Origin of the sequence: Sulfitobacter faviae (genome assembly GCF_029870955.1) — a bacterium.
GTDB classification, from domain to species: domain Bacteria; phylum Pseudomonadota; class Alphaproteobacteria; order Rhodobacterales; family Rhodobacteraceae; genus Sulfitobacter; species Sulfitobacter faviae.
The window spans coordinates 1,633,803-1,659,279 of the sequence record NZ_PGFQ01000001.1 but is presented as its reverse complement, the minus strand read 5'-3'; the positions used below and the strand labels follow the sequence as shown (position 1 = coordinate 1,659,279).

The 25,477-nt window shown below is 61.5% G+C and carries 21 protein-coding genes and 3 pseudogenes; 12 read left to right on the top strand and 12 right to left on the bottom strand.

What is annotated here, in order from left to right; genetic code table 11:
- Positions 1 to 59: 59 nt before the first annotated feature.
- Positions 60 to 269 (bottom strand): hypothetical protein, encoded by a 210-nt coding sequence (locus CUR85_RS08550; RefSeq protein WP_197470800.1) that lies wholly within the window; start codon positions 267 to 269, stop codon positions 60 to 62.
- Here CUR85_RS08550 and CUR85_RS08545 point away from each other — a divergent pair.
- The 3 genes from CUR85_RS08545 to CUR85_RS08535 all read left to right on the top strand — a co-directional run bounded on the left by CUR85_RS08545 (position 264) and on the right by CUR85_RS08535 (position 5,507).
- Complete coding sequence (locus tag CUR85_RS08545) at positions 264 to 3,317, top strand: CHASE domain-containing protein (RefSeq protein ID WP_247738133.1); 3,054 nt, start codon at positions 264 to 266, stop codon at positions 3,315 to 3,317. The two genes, CUR85_RS08550 and CUR85_RS08545, sit on opposite strands and share 6 nt — an antisense overlap.
- Before the next feature lie 366 nt (positions 3,318 to 3,683).
- A complete protein-coding gene (locus CUR85_RS08540) occupies positions 3,684 to 5,123 on the top strand; it encodes a PAS domain-containing sensor histidine kinase (RefSeq protein WP_280322601.1) in 1,440 nt (479 codons plus the stop codon).
- Between the two features lie 12 nt (positions 5,124 to 5,135).
- Entirely contained in the window at positions 5,136 to 5,507 is a 372-nt protein-coding gene (locus tag CUR85_RS08535; protein ID WP_067261066.1) for a response regulator, read from the top strand.
- 89 nt (positions 5,508 to 5,596) lie between these two features.
- Here the strand turns inward: CUR85_RS08535 and CUR85_RS08530 are convergent, their stop codons facing one another.
- The 5 genes from CUR85_RS08530 to CUR85_RS08510 form a co-directional block, all read right to left on the bottom strand.
- Positions 5,597 to 5,956: an Hpt domain-containing protein gene (locus tag CUR85_RS08530; RefSeq protein WP_067261064.1), complete on the bottom strand. Its 360-nt coding sequence runs from the start codon at positions 5,954 to 5,956 to the stop codon at positions 5,597 to 5,599.
- Entirely contained in the window at positions 5,953 to 6,924 is a 972-nt protein-coding gene (locus CUR85_RS08525; RefSeq protein ID WP_067261063.1) for a response regulator, read from the bottom strand. Before CUR85_RS08525 ends, CUR85_RS08530 begins: the two co-directional genes overlap by 4 nt.
- 289 nt (positions 6,925 to 7,213) lie before the next feature.
- Entirely contained in the window at positions 7,214 to 8,584 is a 1,371-nt protein-coding gene (locus CUR85_RS08520) for an aspartate aminotransferase family protein (RefSeq protein WP_067261061.1), read from the bottom strand.
- Between the two features lie 48 nt (positions 8,585 to 8,632).
- Complete coding sequence (locus CUR85_RS08515) at positions 8,633 to 10,117, bottom strand: NAD-dependent succinate-semialdehyde dehydrogenase (RefSeq protein ID WP_209273779.1); 1,485 nt, start codon at positions 10,115 to 10,117, stop codon at positions 8,633 to 8,635.
- Positions 10,118 to 10,245: 128 nt separating this feature from the next.
- On the bottom strand, positions 10,246 to 10,779 hold the full coding sequence (locus CUR85_RS08510) for an Lrp/AsnC family transcriptional regulator (RefSeq protein WP_231886306.1): 534 nt from the start codon (positions 10,777 to 10,779) through the stop codon (positions 10,246 to 10,248).
- A gap of 22 nt (positions 10,780 to 10,801) precedes the next feature.
- On the opposite strand from CUR85_RS08510, the gene ehuR reads away from it, so the two are divergent.
- The 9 genes and pseudogenes from ehuR to doeB all read left to right on the top strand — a co-directional run bounded on the left by ehuR (position 10,802) and on the right by doeB (position 18,813).
- A complete protein-coding gene (ehuR, locus tag CUR85_RS08505; RefSeq protein WP_067262581.1) occupies positions 10,802 to 12,178 on the top strand; it encodes a MocR-like ectoine utilization transcription factor EhuR in 1,377 nt (458 codons plus the stop codon).
- A 137-nt stretch (positions 12,179 to 12,315) separates the two neighbouring features.
- Positions 12,316 to 13,326, top strand: coding sequence for a TRAP transporter substrate-binding protein DctP (gene dctP / locus CUR85_RS08500; protein WP_067262544.1), 1,011 nt, complete (start codon positions 12,316 to 12,318; stop codon positions 13,324 to 13,326).
- Positions 13,327 to 13,398: 72 nt separating this feature from the next.
- Positions 13,399 to 14,037, top strand: coding sequence for a TRAP transporter small permease (locus CUR85_RS08495; RefSeq protein ID WP_197470835.1), 639 nt, complete (start codon positions 13,399 to 13,401; stop codon positions 14,035 to 14,037).
- Positions 14,038 to 14,040: 3 nt separating this feature from the next.
- On the top strand, positions 14,041 to 15,327 hold the full coding sequence (locus CUR85_RS08490) for a TRAP transporter large permease (protein WP_067262546.1): 1,287 nt from the start codon (positions 14,041 to 14,043) through the stop codon (positions 15,325 to 15,327).
- Positions 15,328 to 15,339: 12 nt separating this feature from the next.
- Complete coding sequence (locus tag CUR85_RS08485; protein ID WP_067262549.1) at positions 15,340 to 15,780, top strand: universal stress protein; 441 nt, start codon at positions 15,340 to 15,342, stop codon at positions 15,778 to 15,780.
- Between the two features lie 17 nt (positions 15,781 to 15,797).
- Positions 15,798 to 15,998 (top strand): hypothetical protein, encoded by a 201-nt coding sequence (locus CUR85_RS08480; RefSeq protein ID WP_280322600.1) that lies wholly within the window; start codon positions 15,798 to 15,800, stop codon positions 15,996 to 15,998.
- Positions 15,995 to 16,588, top strand: a complete 594-nt coding sequence (locus tag CUR85_RS08475) for an aspartate racemase/maleate isomerase family protein (RefSeq protein ID WP_280322599.1) — start codon at positions 15,995 to 15,997, stop codon at positions 16,586 to 16,588. Before CUR85_RS08480 ends, CUR85_RS08475 begins: the two co-directional genes overlap by 4 nt.
- 60 nt (positions 16,589 to 16,648) lie before the next feature.
- Positions 16,649 to 17,828, top strand: a pseudogene (gene doeA, locus CUR85_RS08470) (ectoine hydrolase DoeA).
- Positions 17,825 to 18,813: pseudogene (gene doeB, locus CUR85_RS08465) on the top strand (N(2)-acetyl-L-2,4-diaminobutanoate deacetylase DoeB). Before doeA ends, doeB begins: the two co-directional pseudogenes overlap by 4 nt.
- A 16-nt stretch (positions 18,814 to 18,829) precedes the next feature.
- Here doeB and CUR85_RS08460 read toward each other — a convergent pair.
- From CUR85_RS08460 to CUR85_RS08435, 6 genes and pseudogenes are all read right to left on the bottom strand, one after another.
- Positions 18,830 to 19,789: an ABC transporter ATP-binding protein gene (locus CUR85_RS08460; RefSeq protein ID WP_067262557.1), complete on the bottom strand. Its 960-nt coding sequence runs from the start codon at positions 19,787 to 19,789 to the stop codon at positions 18,830 to 18,832.
- A complete protein-coding gene (locus tag CUR85_RS08455; RefSeq protein ID WP_067262560.1) occupies positions 19,786 to 20,763 on the bottom strand; it encodes an ABC transporter ATP-binding protein in 978 nt (325 codons plus the stop codon). The genes CUR85_RS08460 and CUR85_RS08455 overlap by 4 nt, the downstream gene beginning before the upstream one ends.
- A 3-nt stretch (positions 20,764 to 20,766) precedes the next feature.
- Positions 20,767 to 21,670: pseudogene (locus CUR85_RS08450) on the bottom strand (ABC transporter permease subunit).
- A complete protein-coding gene (locus CUR85_RS08445; RefSeq protein WP_067262564.1) occupies positions 21,670 to 22,677 on the bottom strand; it encodes an ABC transporter permease subunit in 1,008 nt (335 codons plus the stop codon). The pseudogene CUR85_RS08450 and the gene CUR85_RS08445 overlap by 1 nt, the downstream one beginning before the upstream one ends.
- Positions 22,671 to 23,780, bottom strand: a complete 1,110-nt coding sequence (locus CUR85_RS08440) for a M24 family metallopeptidase (protein WP_067262567.1) — start codon at positions 23,778 to 23,780, stop codon at positions 22,671 to 22,673. Before CUR85_RS08440 ends, CUR85_RS08445 begins: the two co-directional genes overlap by 7 nt.
- 78 nt (positions 23,781 to 23,858) lie before the next feature.
- Positions 23,859 to 25,451 carry an ABC transporter substrate-binding protein gene (locus CUR85_RS08435; RefSeq protein ID WP_067262570.1) on the bottom strand — a complete coding sequence of 531 codons (1,593 nt, stop codon included), beginning with the start codon at positions 25,449 to 25,451 and terminating at the stop codon, positions 23,859 to 23,861.
- Positions 25,452 to 25,477 lie beyond the last annotated feature (26 nt).

The following is a 25,477-nucleotide window of genomic DNA, read 5'->3' as shown; positions in this document are numbered from 1 at the left end:
TTTCGACCCATGAGTGAATATGACCGGATTGGACATACCCCTCCCGCGATGCGCGACGCTCATTCCGGGGAAAGATTTTGCCGCCAATTGGTGGCCAGAAACAAAGGCTTGAACTGGTGCGGCGACCCGAATTCATACTCTTTCTCGGATGTCTCGCCATCACCTTTGGGGTGTTCCTCTACAGCAGTCGCAGCAATGATGCCGCCGCCGACCGGGCCTTTGATCGCATCGCCGAGGAAAGCCTGAAAAGCCTTGATGCGCGAATGCATACCTATTTGCAAAGCCTCAATGGCATTGCCGCCTTCATGAACGCCTCGGACGAGGTGACAGCCAGCGATTTCGCGCATTATGTCGATACGCTGGAGATCGACAGCTTCCTGCCCGGCATCAACGGCATCGGTTTTGTTGCCCCCGTCGCCAGAGGCACCGAAGAGGCGTTCATCGAAAAGGTCACCGCCCTGGGGATCGAGGATTTCCGCATTCACCCCGACACCGGCAATGCCGAGAAGATGGTGATCCAGTATATCTACCCCCAAGGGCCGAATGCAGAGGCCGTGGGCCTTGATATCAGCTTTAACGAAGACCGCCGCCGGGCCGCCCTGCGCGCCCGTGAGACGCGAGAGCCGAAGCTGACGCCGCGCATCCTGCTGGTGCAGGACAAGACCCGCCAGCCCGGCTTCCTGCTGTTGCGCCCGGTCTTTGCCGCCGACAACAGCCCGGCGCAGGAGACCGCCGGTTTCATCGGTTGGGTCTATGCGCCTTTTGTGGGGGCGAACCTGCTGTCCGGGCTGACCCCGGCTCAGGGAGAGTCCTATGACATCCAAGTCTACGATGGGCTGACCACGGCCCCCGAAAACCGGATTTTCGACAGCACGCCCGAAGGTATCGCCACCGGCCACCACAGCATCACCCAGACCATCGAACGCTTTGGCCGCCCTTGGACCGTTGTCCATGTCAGCACCGCCAGCTTTGACCGCGCCACCCATAGCGCGGTGCCGGAAATCCTGCTGGTCTCTGGCATCCTGCTGGCGATCCTGTTCTTCGTGGCCTTCCGCAGCCTGCGCCAGCGCAGCGCCGCGCTGAGCGAGCTTGCCGTGCTGCGCGAACGCCAGATCGACGCCCATGAAGAGGAAAACCGCGCCGTTATTGAGAACGCGGTAACGCCCATCTTCTTGCTCGACAGCAATGACCGGGTGCTCTTTGCCAACCAAGCGGCGCTGGTCTGCTTTGGCTATGGGCATGAGGCGCTCAAGGGGATGGAGTTCGGCGAACTCGTCACCGATCTGGTTGAGGATCACGACCACGAACAGGTCAACGCGGCGGGCAAGACCTGCTTTGGCCAAGACCTCAAGCTTGATCTGCAACGCAACAATTGGACCACCCACACCGGCGAACGGCGGGTGACTGCAATCGTGCGTGACCTGACCTCGGAACTGGCGGTGCAGGATGAGCTGGCGCGGAACAAGGCGCTCTATGACCTCGCCCTCGAAGGCGCGCAGATCGGGGTTTTCGACATCGACCTGCGCACCGGCAAATCCGAGGTGTCCGACACGTGGCGGCGCATTCTGGGGATGGCGGATTTCGAGCGGCTGCCCGACCCGCAGGGGGAATTCCTCAAACGTGTTCACCCCGATGACCTGCCCCTGCTGACCCAGACTGATCAGGCCTGCATCTCGGGGCAGCAACAACGTTCCGTCACCGAATACCGGCTGAAGATCGGCACCGGTGAGTGGCGCTGGATGCGCTCTGACGCGGTGGTGACCGAACGCGATGAAAACGGCACCGCCCTGCGGATGGTCGGCACCCAGACCGATGTGACCGACATCGTCCACGCCCGCAACGCCCTTGAAACCAGCGAGCGGCGGTTTCGCCAAGTGCTGGCCGCGGCCCCGGTGGGCATGGCGATCTTGGGCGAAGGCGGCGTATTCAACAGCGTCAACAGCGCGCTTTGCACCCTTTGCGGCTATAGCGAAGAAGAGCTTTTGTCGAACACCAAACTGGGCGATCTGATGCCCGAGGGCGATCTGCAAAAGCTCTACGGTGAGGTGCGCGGGCTGGTCGATTCCCGCAGTTCGCAGACCTATCAGGCCGAATACCGCATCACCCACAAGCTGGGCTATGAACGCTGGGGCCTGTTCAACGTCTCTTGGACCTATGACAAGAACGCCCGCGGCTATGTCTTTATCGTTCAGATCAACGACATCACCGACCAAAAGAAGCTGGAACAGATCAAGAGCGAGTTCGTCTCGACCGTCAGCCATGAGCTGCGTACGCCGCTGACCTCGATCAAAGGCGCTTTGGGGCTGATCGACACCACGGACAACAGCCGCTTCCTCCCCGCGCATATCCGGCTGATCGACATCGCCCGCAGCAATGCCGACCGCCTGTCGCATATCGTGAACGACATTCTCGACCTTGAGAAGATCTCATCGGGCGAAGTGCAGTTCGACTTCCATGATGTCGATCTGAACAAGGTGATCACCGACTCGGTCAACGAAATGTCGCCCTTTGCGATCACCCATAGCAACACCTTGGGCCTGCAACTGCCCGACAAGCCGCTGACGGTTCGGGTGGATGAAAGCCGCACCCGGCAGGTGCTGGCCAATCTGATTTCGAACGCCTGCAAATACTCCGATGCCGAGAGCGAGGTGCAAATCCGCGCCGAGCGGCTGGGGGACCGGGCCATCGTCTTTATCCAGAACACCGGCCCCGGCGTGCCGGAAAACTTCCGCCCGCGCATCTTTCAGGCTTTCTCGCAGGCTGATGGCTCCGACACCCGCGCCAAGGGCGGCACCGGGCTGGGGCTCAACATCACGCGGCAGATCATCAAGCGCCAAGGCGGCACCATCGGGTTCGAAAGCATCCCCAACGGCGTCACCGTCTTTTGGTTCACCTGCCCCATCGCCGAGGCGCAGACCGCGCAAACGCCCGCCAGCCCCGACGTGGAAGTGGAGGAGCGGGACACCAAGTTGCGCGTGCTGCATATCGAAGACGACATCGACTTCGCCGAGGTGATCCGCACCGGGTTGGACAGCGTGGCAGAGGTGACCAATGTCACCAACCTCGCCCAAGCGCGACAGTTGATCGGCCAGGATGAACTCGACGTCGTGATCCTTGATTGGTCCCTGCCCGACGGCGATGCACGCTCTTTGCTGGAAGATATCACCCGCCTGCATCCCGCGGCCAAGATCATCAGCCTTTCCGCGGACAACAACCGCGAACCCGACCCCCGCGTGGGGATCAACCTTGTCAAATCACGGAGCGGGATCAGCTCGGTGGTCAACTCAATTACGGGGACAACCGCCCGGGCCTCTTAACCGGCGCATTATAAACCGTGGCATTTCAGCGGAGTGACGCTAAAGTGCGACATGCCATATTATTGCCAATATGCTCTGGCATTTTGATTAAATTACAATGCACAAGTCATGCTATAGTTTTAAGCATGTCCGCTTCGGGGCGAGGAATTCCAAGTGTCGTCAAAGCCATTTACCAAGCGTACCGCCGCCACATTTTTTCTGGGCACTGCCATTTCCGGCAGCTGGTACACCGCAACATCCGCAATTTTCGCGGGCCAAATGGGGGAGGTTATCCCCGTCGTCGGTGCGATCATTCTGGCGGGGCTCACGCCCTTTGCCGCGACCGCATTGCAACCAAACCCGCAGGCTCCTGCCGATAATTCAGATATGGAACAAAGGCTTAAGGCGTTCGACAGCCATGCCATTGTGAACATCGTAGATACAGGCGGGATGCTGGAACAGGTCAACGACCGTTTCATCGAACTGACGGGCTACACCCGCGATCAATTGATCGGCCAGCCTGTGTCGATGCTTTATCAAGAAGAGTTTCGCGAACTTGCCGAAGAGATCCGCGCCACCCTGATGGCAGGCAAGACGTGGCAGGGCGAAACCCCGCTGCGCTGCGCCGATGGCCGGGTGATCCAGACGCAGTGCACCGTGATGCCACTTTTCGACAAAAAGGGCGCTTGGGCCGGGTCGATCTCGGCCCGTACCGATGTGACCCATGCCAACGAACTTCTGGCCGAACGCGACACGGCGGAAACGCTCTATGAGTTGCGCGATGACATCTGGATCGTCGACGCCGAGACAGAGCGGTTCAGCTATATGAACCGCGTCGCCATGAGCCGCACCGGCTGGAGCAAGGACAGCTACCGCACGCAAACGCTCGAAACCCTGACCGAGGAAAGCGACAACCCGGCCCTGCTGGACGCCTGCCGCGCGCTGAAAAAGTCGGGCAAAGCGATGACGCAGTTCGACACGCAACTGTTTGGCAACCATTTCCAAGTTACGATCAAGCTGCTGCCCACCGGTGGGGCGGCGGGACGGTTCCTGATCATGCTGCATGACATTTCGGATATCATCAACGAAGAGCGGATGAAGTCGGAGTTCATCTCGATGGTCAGTCACGAGCTACGTTCGCCCCTGACCTCGATCAAAGGCTCCATGGGGCTGCTCTTGTCGCGGGCGGCGGGCGAATTGCCCAGCAAGGCGCGCGCCTTGCTGGAGATCTCTCACCGCAACGCCGACCGGCTTGTGCTGATCATCAACGACATCCTCGATCTTGAGAAAATCGCCAACGGGCGGCTGGAATTCAATCTTGAGGAAGTCGACATCGCGGAACTTCTGCACGAGACCAGCGCCGCCAATGCCTCACTCGAACAGCGCCATGGCGTGCGCATTCAAGTCGAAGGGACGGAGGACTTAAACAAGGTCACCACGGACCCGAACCGGGTCATTCAGGTGCTGACGAACTTCCTGTCGAACGCGGCCAAATTCTCCAAACCTGGGGAGCGTGTGACCATCCGCGCCGAAGAGAATGACGACGAATTGCGCATCTCCGTGGCGGACCGTGGCCCCGGCATTCCGGCTTCCGAGCAGCACAAGGTGTTCCAGCGGTTTGCCGATCTGTCCAATTCCAACCGGGCCGACAAAGGCGGCACCGGGCTGGGACTTAGCGTTTGCAAAGCCATCGTCGAGAATCTCGGCGGTAAAATAGGTTTTGACAGCCGTGAGGGATTTGGTACGACATTTTACTTTACCCTGCCGAAGAAAAATTCTCAGGTAGCGGCAGAGGAACCGGCCGCGTTGCTGCGCGAAGCCTCCTAGAGAGAGTATGGAATGATCAAACTGCTGCACGTCGAGGATGACGCCGATATTCGTGAAATCGCGCTGATGGCGCTTGAGCTGAGCGGCGATTTTGACGTCGTCCAATGCGAGACCGGGGAAGCGGCGCTGAATCAGGTTCAGTCCTACACGCCCGATGTGATCCTGCTCGATATGATGATGCCCGGCATGACCGGTCGCCAGACGCTAGAGAAGATGCGCGAGATGGAAAGCCTGCGCGACGTGCCCGCGATCTTCATGACCGCCCGCGCCCAGCATAACGAGATCGAAGAACTGCGTGATCTGGGGGCGGCTGACGTGATCAGCAAACCCTTCGATCCGATCTCGCTGGCGGATCAGGTCAAGGCGGCAATGCAAGCAGGCTAAGCCGACTTGCCTTTGGCCTGCCCTTGCGGGCGGGTTTTCGATAAATTGTCAGTAAGTTTCGGTCCGGCTCAATACCGGTCGCCGCGCCCTTAGGCGTGGGCGTCGATTTCCTGCCGGCAATGGGCGACGAACCCATCCAGTTCCGAGATGATCTCGATCGGGCAATCCGCGTGATTGGCGCGTGGCCCGGCCAGATGCTCGACAATCTGCGTTTCGCATTTGCGCGCCAGACGGCCCAGCTCTTCGAAGCCGAGCGAGCCGGCGCTGCCCGCGATCTGGTGCAGAATGGCCTGCGCGCTGGCCAGATTGCTTTTGATTTCGTCTACGGTGGTCCCGTCCCAGGCGGCCAACCCATGGGTTGCGATCAGCGTCTGACGCTCGTCCAGCATTTCGACAAAGCGCTGCCTGATGCGCTCTATGCCGGGAAGTTCCGCTAACATTTTAGTCATGCCTGTTGATCATTCTGCCAAAAATCATTGAGCGATCTCGTATGCGCCTCACTGGCGGCTTCTGCACTCGCATGGGCCTGCGCCAGCGCATCCATGACGGAATTGCCGCTCTTCCAGATCAGCCGCACGGCCTCTCCCGCGCTGACGCGCGGGTGAACACGCTCGCCATTATTGTCGAACAATTCGGTTTGAGACAACTCAAAGTTAACCGCATCCATCAAACCGCCCATATTCGGACGCCAGCCGCTCTCCGTGACACATACGAAAGTGCCATTGCCCGCGTAGGACATCAGCACCTGGTGATCGACGAGCGTATCGGACAGGATTTCGGCCACATCGGAGACAAGGCTATAGAACTCGAAAGAGGTCATCGTCGCGTGGAAGGCATCGACCTCGCGGATAGTGAAGGCAAAGGCGGTGGAGCCGAAAAGCGCGCTGCGCGACAATTGGGCGACGTAGTTCTCCATCGCGGTATAGTCGATCACATTGTCCACGTCATAGATCGGGACCGGCTCGAACAGCTCCATATGCGTCGCCTGATCGGCGATTGTCTTGGCGGCGAAAATCTTCTTGGTCCGCTGCTGACGCTCTTTCACCATGCCTTCGACCAGCCCGATGCGGGCTTTCAGTTCGGCAATCTCGAAAGGCTTGGTCACATAGTCGGTCGCCCCGGCGGCAAAGGCCGCGTCGATATAGCGTTTGTCGGACATCGCGGTGAGCATCAGGATCGGCGTATCGGCATGGCGCGCCGAATTGCGGATGTGCTCCGCCAGTTCGATCCCATCCATGCCCGGCATCTGAATATCAAGCATGAAGCAATCAATCGGCCCGAGGTTGGGATCGCCCAACATATCAACCGCATGCAGAGCCGATGGGGCGGTCGTCAGGTCATGCGCGCCGATGATCTCTACAAATTGCCCAAGCAATTCGAGGATAATCGGATCGTCATCCACCGCCAGAATTCTCATTACATCTCTCCACAGATAAAAATCTTTGGGCCCCAAACTGGACGGACCGCTGCTTTCTTCTAATTTCTCTGGGAACTGTGGCCTAATTTTGGCGAATTCTTAGTAAATAGGCGACAAACCGGGGCACTGTTTCCATATCGGGGGAATTTGGCCCGATGAACGGCCCCCTTTACCGTTTTTTCATTTCTGATCGGTCTAGCCGCGGCACCTCTTGCGGGGTGTGATTCCCTTCAATGCAAACGGCCCGACGTTTCCGCCGGGCCGCTTAAATGTCTCGTAGATTTGAGCCTTAGCCCAAGTTCGCCTTGATCGCGTCGGCGGTGACCCCCACGACCTTATCCGCTTCTTCGCGGGTCAGGCAGAAGGGCGGCGCGAAACCGATGATGTCGCCTTGGGGCATGGCGCGGGCGATGACACCGGCCTTGACCATATCGCCGACGATGGTCGGCACCACTTTGCGCGAAGGATCAAAGGGCGTGCGGCCATCGCGGTCTTCGACCAGCTCCACGGCGCAGAGCATGCCTTCGCCCCGGATGTCGCCCACCTTGGGGTGATCGCCCAATGCGGCCTTCATCTGCGCATTCAGATAGCCGCCCACGTCCGAGGCATTCTCGATCAGCTTCAGATCGTCGATCAGCTTGAGGTTCGCGATCCCCGCAGCCGCGCCGATGGGGTGGGCCGAATAGGTCCAGCCGTGGCCGATTGGGCCGTTTTCATCGGTGCCCTGCTCCAGCACCTTCCACATCTTGTCGCCCACGATGGAGCCCGATAGCGGCGCATAGGCCGAGGTCAGACCCTTGGCGATGGTGATCAGGTCGGGCTTCATCCCGTAGTGATCCGAGCCGAACATCGAGCCCAGACGGCCAAAGCCGGTGACGACCTCATCCGCAACCAGCAGGATGTCATGCTTGTTCAGCACCTCTTGCACGGCGGCCCAATAGCCCTCGGGCGGCGGCACGATGCCCCCGGTGCCCAGAACCGGCTCCCCGATGAAGGCGGCGATGGTGTCGGCCCCTTCACGTTCGATCAGCGCTTCCAACTCGCCCACCAGATGGGCGGTGAACTCCGCCTCGCTCATGTTGGCGTCGGGGCGGCGGTAGTAATAGGGCGCGTCGGTGTGGACCACCTGCGCCAACGGCAGGTCGAATTTTTTGTGAAACAGCTCCAACCCGGTGAGCGAGCCGGTCACCAGACCCGACCCGTGATAGCCACGCCAGCGCGAGATGATCTTTTTCTTCTCGGGGCGGCCAAGGATGTTGTTGTAATACCAGATCAGTTTGACGTTCGTCTCATTCGCGTCCGACCCGCCGAGGCCGAAATAGACCTTGCTCATGCCGTCGGGCGCGCGGTCAAGGATCATCTTGGACAGGGTGATGCTCGCCTCGGTGCCATGGCCGACATAGGAGTGATAATAGGCCAGTTCATGCGCCTGCTCGGCAATCGCCTCGGCAATCTCGGTGCGTCCATAGCCCACGTTCACGCAGTAGAGGCCCGCGAAAGCGTCGAGCAATTCGTTGCCGTCGCGGTCGGTGATATGGCTGCCCTTGGCGGTCTTGATCACACGGGTCGGGCTTTCGCCGCGGGCGTGCTGCGCCAGATGGGTGGAGGGGTGAAAGAAATTCTCACGGTCCCATTGTTCGAGCATATCGTTCTTCAGCATTGGTCTTTCCTTTCTACCGGCGCGGCTTTGCGCCATGTCTTTCAAATCTTAGGCCCAGTCACGGCAGACGTATTTGACTTCCGTAAAGGCTTCGAGCCCCAGCCGCGATCCCTCGCGCCCGATCCCCGATTGTTTCGTGCCGCCAAAGGGGATCGGCGCGCCGGTCACCTTAGTGCGGTTCACCGCCACCATGCCGAAACATAGCGCCCGGCTGGCGCGGTAGATGCGGCGGGGGTCTTGGCTGTGGACATAGGCCACCAAGCCATACTCCGTGTCATTGGCCCGCTGGATCGCCTCATCCTCGCTGTCGAAAGCCGCGATGGCGGCCACGGGGCCAAAGGTTTCCTCGCGCATGATCAGCGCATCGGGCGGCACGTCCGCCAGCACCGTCGGCTCAAAGAACAGCGGCCCCGCCGCGTGACGCTTGCCACCACAAAGCAGTCGCGCCCCACGGTCAAGCGCATCTTTGACGTGTTCCTCTTGTTTGGCCACGGCCTTTTCGTTCATCAACGGGCCGATGTCGGGGTCATCCGCGCCGATGCCGACGGTGAGCGCTTCGGTCGCGGCGGTGAAACGCGCGCAGAAGGTGGCATAGCTGTCGCGGGCAATGAAGAAGCGGTTCGCGCCGAGGCAGTCCTGACCGGAGGTGGCGAACTTGGCCTTGATCGCCTCTTCGACGGCCCGGTCCATATCGGCATCATCGAACATGATGAAAGGTGCATGGCCGCCGAGTTCGAGCACCAGACGTTTCACGCTGTCCGATGCCTGACGGTACAGCAGCTTGCCGATCTCGGTGGAGCCGGTGAAAGAGATGGCCCGCACGCGGGTGTCCTCCATCCACGGTTTCACGATCTCGGGCGCCTCGCCGGTGACGACGTTGAACACCCCCTTGGGTAGCCCCGCCTGTTCGCCCAATTCGGCCAGCGCCAGCGCCGAGAAGGGCGTCTCTGCCGAAGGATGCGCCACCACGGTGCAGCCTGCGGCAAGCGCCGCGCCCGCCTTGCGGGTCAGCATGGCAGATGGGAAGTTCCACGGCGTGATCAGCGCGGCCACGCCCACCGGCTCGCGCCAAATTTCCACCTCGGCATCCGGCAAATGCGAGGTGACGCCTTCGATGTTCGGGCGGCGGGCCTCTTCGGAATAGAACTCAAAGAAGGAGGCGGCATAGTCGATCTCGCCGCGCGACTCGGAGATGGGTTTGCCCTGTTCGGCGGTCATGATCCGCGCCAGATCCTCGCGGTTCTCCAGCATCAGATCGCGCCAGCGGCGCAGGATCGCGCCGCGCTCTTGCGGCAGTAGGCCCGACCAATGGGGAAATGCGGCATGGGCGGCATCCACCGCGCCGCGGCTGTCCTCGGCGCTAAGCTTGGCCACCGCGCCCAGCACCGCGCCGCTGGCCGGATCGGTCACGTTGAAATCATCGCTCTGCGCCCCCGCGACCCATGCGCCATCGACATAGGCAAAGTGGCGGGCCAGCGCGCCCCGCGTCAGCGCGGGCAGACCATCGGCGGGGGTTGGGATCATCTTGGTCATCGGGCACCTCCTTGGGATGAATTGCCCCAAAGGTAAGGCAGGATGCGGCGCGGGTTTGACCGAATATCAGCCGATCGGCAGGAGGTTTTGCGGCGCAGCCCCCGGCCCGCCGGAAAAACTACGGCGGCTCAGCTTTCGCCCTCGGGCAGCAGCAGCGACAGCGGCAACGGTGCCGATTTAACCGATTTGGTGACGACATAGGTAAAGTAGCGGCTCAGCCCGGCCTGCTGATCCAACAGCGCATCCATCAGACGTTGGTAGCTGTCGATGTCGCGGGTGACGACCTGTAGCAGATAGTCAAAGCCGCCGCCCAAGGCCCAGCACTGCACGATCTCATCATGCTGCGCGATCACGGCCTCGAACCGCTGAAATGCCTCGGCCCGATGGTTGCCCAATTCGGCCTGCACAAAGACAGTGACATGCGGGGCGATGCGGCGCAGGGCGACATGGGCCTGATAGCCGGTGATGATGCCCGCAGCCTCCAGCCGCGAGAGCCGTTCGCCGCAGGCGGTGGCGCTCAGGTTGACCTTGTCGGCAAGCGCGGATTTGGCGATGCGCCCCTCGCGAGAGAGGATCGACAGCACCGCGATATCGCGCTTATCGAGTTTGACAAAGCTCATATCCGCTTCATGCGAGCGCATGCCGGACTTGTCAATTGTCATGATTGTGGTGATCATCCAGATCATGACAAAATGGCGCCCAGACCCCGGATCCCTGACCCGCCCTGCCTATCGTTCACTCGTTCAGGCGATTGAAACGGCGATACAGAACGGCGTGCTCAAACCCGGAGACCGCCTGCCGACGCAGCGGCAGATGGCCTTTGACCTGTCGCTGAGCGTGCAGACCGTCAGCCGCGCCTATGACAAGCTGGTTGAGGCGGGCAAAATCGTCGGAGAGGTCGGGCGCGGCACTTTCGTGCGCGCGGCGAGCGATGAGATCTCCATGCCCTTCGTCAGCCGCAAGGCCGCCGGGCGGTTGCTGGATATGTCGATCCTGAAACCTGTGTTGGATCACGCCCATGAAGAGGCGATGCAAAAAACACTCCGCGCCATGGCCCGCTCCCTGCCCCGCGCGATGATGGGCGGGTTTCGCCAAGACCTCCGCGCCGGGGACAGTAGCAGCGCAGTGCGGCGCTGGCTCTCGCTCTGCGGGCTGGATCTGGAGGGGATGGCGGTGATCCCCACCAATGGCAGCACCAGCGCGATGACCGTGGCGATGATGACCGCGGCGCAACCGGGCGATCTGATCGTCAGCGAAGACATCGGCCATCACACCCTGCGCCCCCTCGCCCGCTTTTTGGGCATCCGCCTGCAAGGTGTGACCGTCGACGCGGGCGGCATCTGCCCCGAAGCGCTGGAGCGGGTCTGCGCAAAAGAGCCGGTGAAGGCCGTCTACCTGATCCCCAACGGGGCCAACCCGCTGGCCTTTACCATGACCGAAAGCCGCCGCGCTGCGGTGATCGAGGTGGCAAGACGCCATGACCTGCTGATCATCGAAAACCAGTCATGGGGGCCGCTGCAAGACGCGCCGCCACCGCCAATGGCGGCCATGGCCCCGGAACGGGTGCTCTATTTCACCAGCCTCACCAAATGCCTGCTGCCGGGGCTGCGGGTCGGCTATCTGGTGGTGCCGGATCACCTCTGCGCCTCGGCGGCCAACCGGCATATGGTGACCAGTTGGATGGCCACCAATATGATGACCGAGATCGCCGGGCGCTGGATCGAAGAAGGCACCGCCGAAACCCTGCTCAACCGTCAGCAATTGGCCCTGCGCGACCGCGCCGATTTCGCCGCCAATGTGTTTCGCGGCCTCGACATGCGGACCAGTTCGAACGGGCTGCACCTCTGGCTGCCCTGTCATGACATTTACGAAGAGGCCGAACTGGTCAAATCCATCCGCGAAAGCGGGGTCGCCGTGGCCAATGGGGCCAGTTTCGCCATCGGCCCACCAGACCGCCACCCGGGGATTCGCGTCTCGATCGGGGGGCAATCCTTTCCTGAATTCGCCCGGGGGATTCGCATGATCGATGCAAGATTACGCAACAGGGGTAGGGCGGAATGACTGTGAGAGCGTCTCAAATTGTCATGGATCAATATTCACATTGACATGATTGGGATCGGTTTAAATGATCTAGCAGTCAGGACATTAGTTTCGCTGCGGCCTTTGTGCTGCGCGGGCAATAAATGAAAGGGAGACAGATGGCTAATTTCAAGACCGTTATCACCGGGGGTATCCTCGCAGCCGTGACAAGCGTCGCAGGCGCGGCCTCCGCCGACACATGGCGCTATGCATTTGAAGAGGCACTGGACGAGGTGCAGGGCAAATACGCCCAGAAATTCAAGGAAGAAGTCGAAGCGAACTCCGACCACGAAGTGCAGCTTTTCCCCTATGGCACCTTGGGTGAATCCGTTGACACGATGGAACAGGCGCAGGCCGGCATCCTTCAGTTCGTGGACCAGTCCCCCGGCTTCACCGGCGCGCTGATCCCCGAGGCGCAGGTCTTCTTCGTGCCCTACCTGCTGCCGCAGGACGACGAGGAACTGTTCGAGTTCTTCCGCACCTCCAAGGCCATCAACGAAATGTTCCCCGAGCTTTATGCAGAGCAGGGTCTGGAACTGCTCAAGATGTTCCCCGAGGGTGACGTTTGCATGACCACGCAAGAGCCGGTCAAAACGCCCGAAGACCTTAACGAGGTCAAGTTCCGCGTCATGACCAACCCGCTCTTGGTCGAAAGCTACAAAGCCTTTGGTGCCACGCCGACACCGCTGCCATGGGGCGAAGTCTATGGCGCGATGCAGACCGGCATCATCCAAGGTCAGGAAAACCCCGGCTTCTATCTGGAATCCACCAAGATGTATGAGGTGACCGAGGTCATCACCTGCATCGGCCACAACAACTTCACCACCGCTGTGATGGCCAACAAGGATTTCTATGATGGCCTGTCCGACGCAGACAAAGAGGTGGTTCAGAACGCCTCTGACGCGGCATTCGAATACATCCTCGAATACCAGTCCGGCCTGCAGGAAAAGTCGCTGGATAACATCGCCAAGGCGAAGCCCGACATGCAGATCAACATCCTGTCCGAAGAAGAGCGTCAGCCCTTCAAAGATAAGGCCGCATCGGTTGAAGAAGCCTTCATCGAAATGACAGGCGACAGCGGCAAGGAAATTCTTGACCAATTCAAGGCAGACCTCGAAGCCGTCAAGTAAACGACTTTCTCACCCTCCGGCATCGCCGGGGGTGACCTTATTTTGACGCGATCCATTTGAACCATCTACGGGATGACGCCGGTGACGGAAGACAACCACAGTTCGCAACTGCAATCTCAGACAGATACCACCGGCACCGATGACGCCCCCGTGGGCACCTATAAATCCACCCTCCCCGGCCCTCTGGGCACGATCGACAACGCGATCAGCTGGCTTGAGTCCGTAATGCTCGCCGCTGGGGTATTGCTGATGGCCGCCAATACGATTGCCAATGTGGTGGGCCGTTTCGTCTTTCAAAGCTCGATCTTCTTTTCCGAAGAACTGAACAGCGTTCTGATCATTCTCATCACCTTTGCGGGCATCTCCTATGCCGCGCGGCATGGGCGGCATATCCGCATGTCGGCGATTTTCGACGCCCTGCCCCCGCGCCCGCGCAAAGTGCTGATGATCTTCATCGCCTTCGTCACCGCCGTCTTCATGTTCGGCCTCGCCTGGTACGCCCTGCAATACATCATGACCCAAGCCGGACGCGGCCGTCTGCTGCCCGCGCTGCAAGTGCCGGTCTGGTGGACGCTGGTCTGGGTGCCTTTCGGCTTTTTCATGACCGGCCTGCAATACCTGCTGACCGCGATCAAAAACATCATCGAACCAGATATTTACCTGTCGACCAGCGTTCTCGAAGGCTACGACGACAACGAGCGGGAGGTCTGAGCCATGGCCGTCACCATTTTCTCTGTCATGGTCGTTCTGCTGCTGCTCGGCTTTCCCATGATGATCCCGCTGATCGTGGGGGCTTTCGTCGGTTTCTATTCGCTCTTCGGCGGGTTCGGCCAGCTTGAGACGATGGTGCAGCAGATGATGGCGGGGGTGCGCCCCGCCTCGCTGATCGCCGTGCCGATGTTCATCTTTGCCGCCGACATCATGACACGGGGCCAATCCGCCGGGCGGCTGATCGATATGGTGATGTCTTTCGTCGGCCATATGAAGGGCGGTCTCGCGGTCGCCACCGCTGCGGCCTGCACCATGTTCGGCGCGGTCTCGGGCTCCACACAGGCGACGGTCGTCGCCGTCGGCTCGCCGCTGCGGCCCCGGATGCTCAAGGCGGGCTACAAAGACAGTTTCGTGCTGGCGCTGATCGTGAACTCCTCCGACATCGCCTTCCTGATCCCGCCCTCCATCGGGATGATCATCTACGGCGTCGTCTCCAACACGTCGATTGCCGAACTCTTCATCGCGGGCATCGGGCCGGGGCTGCTGATCCTCGCGCTCTTCTCGGTCTATTCCGTGATCTACGCCTACCGCCATAACGTCCCCACCGAAGAGAAAGCGACATGGGGCGAGCGTTTCCGCGCGGTGCGCCAAGCGCTTTGGCCGCTGGGCTTCCCGGCGATCATCATCGGCGGCATCTACGGCGGTGTCTTCTCCCCAACTGAAGCGGCGGCGGCCTGCGTGCTCTATGCCATTTTCCTTGAGATGATCGTCTTTCGGGAAATCGACTTTGCCGGCATCTATGAAACCGCGAAATCGACCGGGCTGATCACCGCTGTGGTCTTCATTCTCGTCGCCGCGGGTGCGGCATTCTCTTGGGTGATCTCTTTCGCGCAGATTCCGCAAGCGGTGCTGACCGGCATCGGGATCGACAGCATGGGGCCGATTGGCGTGCTCTTCGTGATCTCGGCGGCCTTCTTCATCGGCTGTATGTTCGTGGACCCCATTGTCGTGATCCTCGTCTTCGTGCCGATCTTCGCACCGGTGGTGGACTCGGTCGGCCTCGACCCGGTGCTGGTCGGCACCGTCATCACGCTGCAAGTCGCCATCGGCTCGGCCACACCGCCCTTTGGCTGTGACATCTTCACCGCCATCGCGGTCTTCAAACGGCCCTATATGGAGGTCATCCGCGGCACCCCGCCCTTCATCATCATGCTGCTGAGTGTCTCGGTTGCCCTGATCTTTTTCCCGCAGATCGCCCTGTTCCTGCGCGATCTGGCCTTTGCGAAATAAGAGGAGAGCGTCATGTTCACCCATATCCTCGCCCCCTATGACGGCTCGGTGAATGCCGACCGCGCGCTGATGAAGGCGGCAGAGATGGCCAAGCTGACCGGGGCGAAGGTGACGCTTTTGACGATCTACCGGCATCATTCAATGCTGGAGGCGTCGCTCTCGATGGTGCGGGTGAACGATCCGGGCAATATCGACGACGCGATGCAGGCCCATGCGACCGAGATTATCACCCACGGCAAGCAACTGATGAAAGACGCGGGCGTCGAGAATGTCCGCGCCTTCGTCCGCTCTGGCCGCCCCGCGCGGGCGGTGACGGAATTTGCCAAGAAACATGAGGTTGACCTGATCGTCATCGGCTCGCGCGGCCTTGGTGCCACGGGCGACAGCTATCTCTTGGGCTCGGTCTCTCACAAGGTTACGGGGCTCGCGAAATGCCCCGTGCTTGTCGTCTAGGTCAAAGGAATATTCAGGTGACACCCCCTGTGCAAAGCGAGACGCTTGATTGCCGTTTGCGTGAAGATGACCCCGTGCGGCTGGGGGCGATGCTGCTGTCGACCGACATGACCTTTGAACGCGACGCCGCGCGGCTGATCGACCCGGCGCAGGCCGCGCTGCATGTGGCCCGGATCGCCTTTGAGAACCCCACCACCCCGAACGGCTGCGCGCCATGACCCCCGATATGGCCCGCACCGCGGCGCTCTTGGTGCCGGGCATTCAGCTGTCGGCCATCGCCTTTTGCTGCACCTCGGCCTCGGTCGCCATCGGCAACCCGGCGGTGCGCGAGGCGATTGGCGAGGGGCTGCCCGGCGTGCCCGTCATCACCCCCGCCTCTGCCGCCATCGCGGGCTTTGCCGCGCTTGGCGTGACGCGGGTGGCGATGCTGACCCCCTATTTGCCGGAAACTGCCGCGCCGCTGGCCACCTATTTCAACGATCAGGGGCTAGAGGTCATGCGCAACGGGGCCTTCGCATTGGAAGACGACCGCGACATGGCGCGGATCGACGACGAAAGCATCATAAACGGCGCCGCTGCGCTGGATGGCGCGGAAGTAGAGGCATTTTTCCTCTCCTGCACCTCCCTGCGCGGCGTTGACGTGATCGACCGGATCGAAGCACGGCTGGGCAAGCCCGTCGTGACCTCTAACCAAGCGCTGTGCTGGGCGTTGCAACGGATGGGCGGGCTTTCGGGCCGCCCCGATGGCTATGGCCGTCTGTTCGACTGCGACATGCCAAGCGCCCATGCACAAGGCATCATTCCGTGATCCCGGCCCCTCTGGCCGGATCGCATTATTCGGGTAACCAGACATGAAAGGGGCTGGCCTATGACCACTTATGAGGCGAATTTTACAAACAGCGAGTACCAGCGCCGGGTCGACCGAACGCGCAAGACCATGGCCGCGCGCAATCTCGATGCGATCGTCGTCAGCGATCCGTCGAACATGTCGTGGCTCTCGGGCTATGACGGTTGGTCGTTCTATGTCTACCAAGCGGTGATCCTGACCCATGAGGGGGAGCCGGTCTGGTGGGGCCGTGGCATGGACGCGCTCGGTGCCCGGCGGACGGTCTTCATGGAGGACGACTGCATTCGCGGCTATGACGATACCTACGTCCAGAATCCCGAAAAACACCCGATGGAAGACCTCTCAACCCTCTTGAGCGAGATGGGGTTGGAACAGGCGCGCATCGGCGTCGAGATGGACAACTACTATTACTCCGCCCGCGCCCATGACACGCTCAAGGCCAAACTGCCCAAGGCGACCTTCATGGATGCCACGGCGTTGGTGAACTGGGAACGCGCGGTGAAATCCGAGCGCGAGATCGAATATATGGAACGCGCTGCGCGGATCGTGGAGGAAATGCACGTCCGCATCCTCGAAGTCGCCGTGCCCGGCATGCGCAAGAACGATCTGGTGGCCGAGATCTATGCCACCGGCATTCGCGGCGCACAGGGGTTCTGGGGGACTATCCGGCCATCGTGCCCATGGCCCCCTCGGGCATGGATGCCACCGCCCCGCATCTAACATGGGACGACCGCCCCATGCAGCCCAATGAGGCGACCTTCTTTGAGATCGCAGGCGCGCATCGGCGCTACCAATGCCCCCAGTCGCGCACGCTGTTCTTTGGCGATGTGCCGCAGAAATACCGCGATGCGGAAAACGCCGTGCTGGATGCGATTGACGCGGGTCTCGAACAGGCCAAACCCGGCAACCGGGCCGAGGATATCGCCAATGCCTTTAACGCCACGCTGAACAAGGCGGGATTCGAGAAGGACAGCCGCTGCGGCTATGCCATCGGCATCAGCTACCCGCCCGACTGGGGGAGCGCACCATCTCTTTCCGCCGTGGCGACAAGACGATCCTAGAGCCCGGCATGACCTTCCATTTCATGCCCGCGCTTTGGCTTGACGATGGCGGGCTTGAGATCACCGAGCCGATCCGCATCACCGAGACCGGCCATGAATGTTTCTGCACCACACCGCGAAAGTTGTTTGTTTCCGCATGACCAGCAATCCCATTACCCCGACCATCTCGCTCGACCAACCCGGCGCGCATCACGGTTTCCTGCGCCTGCCCTACAGCCGCGACGACAGCGCTTGGGGTCCGTGATGATCCCCATCACCGTCATCAATGGCGGCGACGGCCCCACGGCGCTGCTCACCGGCGGCAACCACGGCGATGAATACGAAGGCCCGATCGCTTTGCAGGAACTGGCCGCCACGCTGGACCCGGCGCAGGTCTCGGGTCGCGTCATCATCCTGCCGATGATGAACCAACCCGCCTTCGCCGCAGGCCGACGCTGCTCGCCCATCGACGGGGGCAATATGAACCGCAGCTTTCCGGGCAGCCCGGGCGGCACGGTGACCCAGAAGATCGCGCATTACATCGCCACCGAACTGGTGCCGCTGGCCGATATCGTGCTGGATTACCACTCCGGCGGGCGGACGCTGGATTTCCTGCCCTTCGCCGCCGCGCATATCCTGCCCGACAAGCGGCAGGAGGCCGCTTGCATGGCCGCGATGGAGGCGTTCAACGCGCCCTACTCCATGAAAATGCTAGAGATCGACAACCGCGGCATGTTCGACACCGAGGTCGAGGAGCAGGGCAAGGTCTTTGTCACCACCGAGTTGGGGGGCGCGGGCACATCGACGGCCAAGAGCATCGCCGTGGCGCGCAAAGGCGCGCGCAACTTGCTGATCCATGCGGGCATTTTGCAAGGGGAGCCGGAGGTGGCCGAAAGCGTGATGCTCGACATGCCCGACGGGCGCTGCTTCACCTTTAGTGAGACCACGGCCCTGTTGGAGCCGCTGGTCGATCTGGGTGACGCGGTGACCGAGGGCCAGCCCATCGCCCGGCTCTGGCCCAGCGACCGCAGCGGTCAGCCAGCGATCCTCGCCCATGCGCAGCTTAGCGGCATCCTAACCGCCCGGCATGTGCCGGGGCTGGTCAAGATGGGCGATTGCATCGGCGTGGTGGCGCAGGTGGTCTGAGCCACCCGCGCCCGCCTCATTCGTCGACGGGGAAGTAGCAAGCTGCCGGATGCGGTGCGCCCTCCAACGGGGGGCGCTCCTTGCGGCAAACATCCTGCACTTTCCAACAGCGCGGCGCGAAGGGGCAGCCCTCGGGGATCGCCAGCGGCGAGGGCAGCTCGCCCTGCAACTTGATCCGCTCCTTGCCGCCTTCGGGGTCGGCGCGCGGCGTGGCCGACAGAAGTGCCGCCGTATAGGGATGGCGCGGATTGTCGAAGACCTCGTCCTTCGGCCCCTTCTCCACCGCGCGGCCGAGGTACATGACGATCACGTCATCGGCCACATGGCGCACAACCGACAGGTCGTGGCTGATGAAGAGATAGGCCAGATCCATCTTTTCCTGCAGGTCCACCAGCAGGTTCAGGATCGCCGATTGAATCGACAGGTCCAAAGCCGAGACCGGCTCGTCCAGCACCAGCACCTTGGGGTCGAGCATCAGCGCGCGCGCCACCGCGATGCGCTGGCGCTGCCCGCCCGAGAACATATGCGGGTAGCGGTCGTAATGCTCGGGCCGCAGACCGACGAGGCGCAGCATCTCGCGCGCCTTTTCCTCGCGCTCTTTCTTGGACATGTCCTTGCGGTTGATGACCAACGGCTCTTGCAGGATCGTGCCGATCTGCTGGCGTGGGTTGAGCGAGCCATAGGGGTCTTGGAAGACGATCTGCACATGCTGGCGCAGGTCGGCCCAATCCTCGGGCCGCACCGGCTTGCCGTCGAGTGTCAGCGAGCCTGCGGTCGGCTCTTCGATCATCGTGACCATACGCGCCAGTGTGGACTTGCCACAGCCGCTTTCACCCACCACGGCCAGCGTCTTGCCGGGGTGCAGTTCGAAATCGAGGCCCGCGACGGCCTTGAGCGTCTGGGTCTTGCGCAGGAAGCCGCCACCAACCTGATAGTGACGCTGCAGCGCGTCGGCGGTCATTACGGGGGCGGTCATGACGCGGCCCTTTCATTGGTGTTGAGCGGATAGAAGCAACGCGCCTTGCCCAGATCCTCGCCCAAGGGCGGCGGGTTCTCGGCGCGGCATTTATCGTTGGCGAACTTGCAGCGCGGAGAGAAGAGGCACCCCGCGGGCCGGTCGAACTGGCCGGGCACCACGCCGGGGATCGTCGGCAGGCGTTTCTCAGTGGCGCGCTCGGGCAGCGCGTCCAGCAGCGCCGCCGTATAGGGATGGTGCGGTTCGCGGAAGAGTGGCAGCACCTGCTGCTCCTCGATCTTCTGACCGGCATACTGCACGCTGACGCGCTCGGCGGTTTCGGCGACCACGCCCATGTCATGGGTGATCAGCACCAGCCCCATGCCCGTCTCGTCGCGCAGCGAGGTCAGCAGGTCGAGGATCTGCGCCTGAATGGTCACGTCGAGCGCGGTCGTCGGCTCATCCGCGATCAAAAGCTTCGGCTTGCAGGCAATCGCCATGGCGATCATCACGCGCTGGTTCATCCCGCCCGACATCTGGTGCGGGAAGACCGAAAGGCGCTTTTCCGGGTCCGGAATGCCGACCTGTTCAAACAGCTCAATGGCCCGCTTGTGCCGCTCGGCCCGGTTCAGGCCCAGATGCACGCGCAGGGATTCCTTGATCTGCCAGCCCACCGGGAAACAGGGGTTGAGCGAGGACATCGGCTCTTGAAAGATCATCGCCAGATCGTTGCCGACGATCTTACGCCGGGCGCGTTTGTCCATGGTCAGCAGGTCGTGGCCGTCGAAGGTCAGCTCATCGGCGGTGACGGTGGCGGTCCAAGGCAGCAGCCCCATCAGCGCCAGCATGGAGACCGACTTGCCCGAGCCGCTTTCGCCGACGATGGCAAGAATTTCACCGGTGTCGACATCCTGATCGACACTGTCGACCGCGCGGAACTTGCCCGAGGCAGTGGCGAAATCGACCGAGAGGTTGCGGATACGCAATAGAGACATCAATCAGCTCCGCTTCAGTTTCGGATCGAGGGCGTCGCGCAGACCGTCGCCCATGAGGTTGATCGCCAGCACGGTGACGAGGATCGCAAGACCCGGGAAAGTCACGACCCACCATGCGCGCAGGATGAACTCGCGCGCCTCGGCCAGCATGGTGCCCCATTCGGGGTGGGCGGCTGTGCGCCCATGCCGAGGAAGCCCAGGGCGGCGGCGTCAAGAATCGCGGTCGAGAAGGACAGCGCGGCCTGCACGATGATCGGCGCAAGGCAGTTCGGCAGCACCGTCACGACCATCAGCCGCAGCGTGCTGGCGCCGACGACGCGGGCCGAGGTGACATAGTCCTTCTGCCGCTCGGAGATCACGCTGGCGCGGGTCAGACGCACGTAATGCGGCTGTAGCACGATGGCGATGGCGATCATCGCATTGGTAAGGCTGGGCCCAAGGATCGCCACCAGCACCAGCGCCAGCAAGAGCGACGGGAAGGCGAGGATGATGTCCATGATCCGCATGATGATCGTGTCGACCCATTTCGGCGCGAAGCCCGAGATGAGGCCGATGATGATCCCGCCCGAGGCGGCGATGGTCACCACCACGATGCCCACGAAGAAGGAATAGCGCGCGCCGACGATCAGCCGCGAGAGCATGTCCCGGCCCAGAGGATCGGTCCCGAGGATGTGGTTCCACGTCCCCCCTCTTGCCACGCGGGCGGTTGCAGGATGGCCGAGCGGAACTGCTCGGTCGCATCATGCGGCGCGATCCACGGGCCGAACAGCGCCAGCACGGCGAAGATGGCAAAGATCCACAGGCCGATCACGGCCCCGCGGTTTTCACGGAAATAGAACCAGAATTCGCGCAAGCGGCCGGGGCGGTCGTGCACCATTTCGGCTTCGGCAGAGAGTGCGTCGTCCATTAGCGTTTCCTGATCTTGGGGTTGATGATGCCGTAGAGCATGTCGACGGTAAGGTTCACGACCATGACCATGACGGCGATGAGCAGAAGGCCACCCTGAACCACCGGGTAGTCACGGCGGAAGATGCTATCGACCATCCACTTGCCGATGCCCGGCCAGCTAAAGATCGTCTCGGTCAGGATGGCGCCCGCCAGCAGCGTGCCGACCGACAAGCCGATCACGGTGATGACGGGGATAAGCGCGTTGCGCAGGGCGTGGATGCCGTTGATCCGGCCCGTCGACATGCCCTTGGCGCGGGCGGTGCGGATGTAATCCTCGCCCAAAACCTCAAGCATCGCCGAACGGGTCTGCCGCGCGATCACCGCCAGCGGGATGGTCCCCAGCACGATGGTCGGCAGCAGCAGGTGCCGCAGCGCCGAGAGGAAGGCCCCGTCCTGCCCCGAGGCGAGACTGTCGATCAGCATGAAGCCGGTGGCATTGGGGAAATAGTAAAGAAGGTCGATCCGGCCCGAGACCGGGGTCCAGCCCAAATTGCCGGAAAAGACGATGATCAGCAGCAAGGCCCACCAGAAGATCGGCATCGAATAGCCCACCAGCGCGGTCGACATCAGCGCCCGGTCAAAGAACTTGCCCCGGTTCACCGCCGCGATCACCCCTGCGGGCAGGCCTAAGGCCACGGCGAAGATCATCGCACAGAGCGACAGCTCCAGCGTGGCGGGGAAGAGTGAGAAGAACTCATCCCAAACCGGGCGTTTGGTCACGAAGGACGTGCCTAAATCCCCCTGTATCACGCCGGTGAAGTAATCCCAGAACTGCACATAGATCGGCCGGTCAAAGCCGAACTGCTGTTGCAGTTCGAGATAGCGTTCTTCGGAAATGCCGCGCTCACCGGCCATGACGACGATCGGGTCGCCGGGCAGCAAGCGGATGAAGGCGAATGATATCAGCGTGACGCCGATAAAAGTGGGGATGAAGGTCGCAAGGCGCGACAAGACATATTTCAGCACGGGAGCACCATCAGTTCCTTCGGAAAGTTGGTCAGGGATTTGTAGCCATCTTCGGTGATCAGCACGTCATCTTCGATGCGCACCCCAAAGTTGCCGATCTCATAGAGACCGGGTTCGTTGGTGTACACCGTTCCGGCGGGTAAAGTCATGTGGTTGCCGCGCATGATATAAGGCGCTTCATGCACATCGCGGCCCAGACCGTGGCCGGTCTTGGTGCGGATGCGGTCGGCAAAAGGAGAGGCTTCGAGCACGCCGGTCACCACATCGTCGATCTCATGCGCGGTGACGCCTGCGCGGGTGGCCTCCAGCCCGGCAAGGTTGGCGCGCAGCACAGTGTCGTACACCGCGCGCCCCTCGTCGCTGACATGGGCAAGGAAAACGGTGCGGGTGATGTCGGCGGCAAAGCCGTCCTTGCGCGCGCCGAAGTCGATCAGCAGCGCATCGCCTGCTTTGACGTGGTAATCCTCACGCGCCTTGGCATGCGGGCGGGCCGAGCCGTCACCGGCGGCGACGATGGGGGCGAAGGACAAATCATCAGCCCCTTCGGCAAAGATCATCTGCACCAGCTTTTGCTCGATCTCTTTCTCGGTCTGGCCGAGCTTCACGCTATCCAGCGTGGCGCGCAGGGCGCGTTCGGAAATGTCGATGGCTTTTTGCAGCGCCGCGACCTCGGCCTCGGTCTTGATCATGCGGGGGGCGGAGATCTCACGCTCGGCATCGATGATCCGCAGATCGGGCTGCGCTTTCTTCAGCGCGTGATGCACAAAGACGCGCATCACTTGGCCTTCAACTGCAAGCGAGGTGATGTTCAAATGTTGCATCAGCGCGGCGAAGGCATCGTCGTAGCCCGTCTGGTCGCGCCAATCGAAAACGGCCCCGTCGAAACCGACCAACTCCCAACTGCCCAGTTCAAGGTTCGGCACCAAGGCGGCGGCGGGGCCGCGGGCGGGGATCACCAGAACGAAGGGGCGTTCGTGGCTCATGAAGGCATGGTCGACGGCGCGGGTGAAATTCGGGCCGGGCACCAGCGCCACGGCATCGACCGATAGGTCGGCGGCGATATCGGCATAGGCCGACAGGCGATCATTCAGCGAAGGGGACATGGGCTGGCTTTCGGGCTGGCGAGGTTAATAAAATGGGGACGGCACATGATGCCGCCCCCTTTGGTCAAAGCGGCAGTGTTACTGCTTCAGGCCAACTTGGTTGAAGATGTGGCCCCCCAGCGGGTGCACGACATAGTTCTCAACCTCGGGGCGCATGGTCATGTAGACGACCGAATGCGCGATGGTGGCCCAAGGCGCTTGATCCTTGAAGATTTCCTGCGCTTCTTCGTAAAGCGGCGCACGCTCTTCTTGGGTCGGCAGAACCTTGGCTTTCTGGATCAGCGCGTCGAATTCCTCGTTGCACCACTGGGCGCGGTTGGATTTCTCGACACCGTCACAGCCCAGCAGAACCGCGAGGAAGTTGTCTGGGTCACCGTTGTCGCCGGTCCAACCCAGCAGCACGGCACCGTCACGGTCCTTGGACTTGGAGCGCTCCAGATACTCACCCCATTCGTAGGAGACGATTTCGACATCGACGCCAACCTTGGAGAAGTCTTCCTGCATCAGCTCGGCCATACGGCGGGCATTGGGGTTGTAGGGACGCTGAACCGGCATCGCCCAGATCTTCATCGACAGATCGCTGACGCCCTCTTCCTCGAGCATCGCCTTGGCGGCCTCGGGGTCATAGTTGTCGTCTTCGATGGCGTCGTTGTAGGACCACATGGTCGGCGGCAGCGGGTTCTTGGCGATTTCGCCGGAGCCTTGGAACACCACGTCGATGATCGCCTGCTTGTCGATCGCCATGTTCAGGGCCTTGCGGACCTTGGCGTTGTCGAAGGGCGCGACCTGCGTGTTATAGGCCAGATAGCCAACGTTCAGACCTTCTTGCTCCATCACGACGATGTCTTCGGCGTCTTTCATCGCCTGAACATCGGCCGGGTTCGGATATGCCATGACGTGGCACTCACCCGCCTGCACCTTCTGGTAGCGCACGGAGGCGTCGGGCGTGATCGCGAAGATTAGGCTTTCAACCTTGGCCGCATCGCCCCAGTAGTCGTCGTTGCGCAGGTAACGGATGACCGCGTCTTTCTGGTAGGCTTGGAACTTGAACGGGCCGGTGCCGATGGGCGCTTGGTTCACCATTTCAGGCGTGCCCGCTTCCATCATCGCGTCGGCATATTCCTTGGACACGATCGAAGCGAAGTCCATCGCCATATTCGCGATGAAGGGCGCTTCGGGACGGGTCAGGTTGAAGGCCACGGTGTAGTCGTCGACCTTCTCGATGCTTTCGATCAGATCGGGCATGGACATGCCGCCGTAGTATTCCCATGTGCCGCCCGAGACGGTGTGATAGGGGTTTTCTTCGTTACCCTGACGGTCAAAGCTGAAGATCACGTCGTCGGCGTTGAAATCGCGTGTCGGCGTGAACTGGTCGTTGGAGTGGAATTTCACACCTTTGCGCAGCTTGAAGGTCACGGTCATGCCGTCTTCGCTGACTTCCCAGCTTTCGGCCAGCGCGGGCACGACTTCGGTCGTGCCGACTTTGAACTCGGCCAGACGGTTGTAGATCGGGTGGCTGGAAGCGTCGAATGTGGTGCCGGCTGTGTACAGCGCGGGGTCAAAACCCTCGGGCGAGCCTTCGGAGCAATAGACCAGCGATTGGGCCGATACCGCCGAGGCCCCAAGGGCCGCCAGCATGGCACCGGTGGCCAATTTCGTTGTAAAAGACATAATATTCTCTCTCCTGGTTGGTTTGT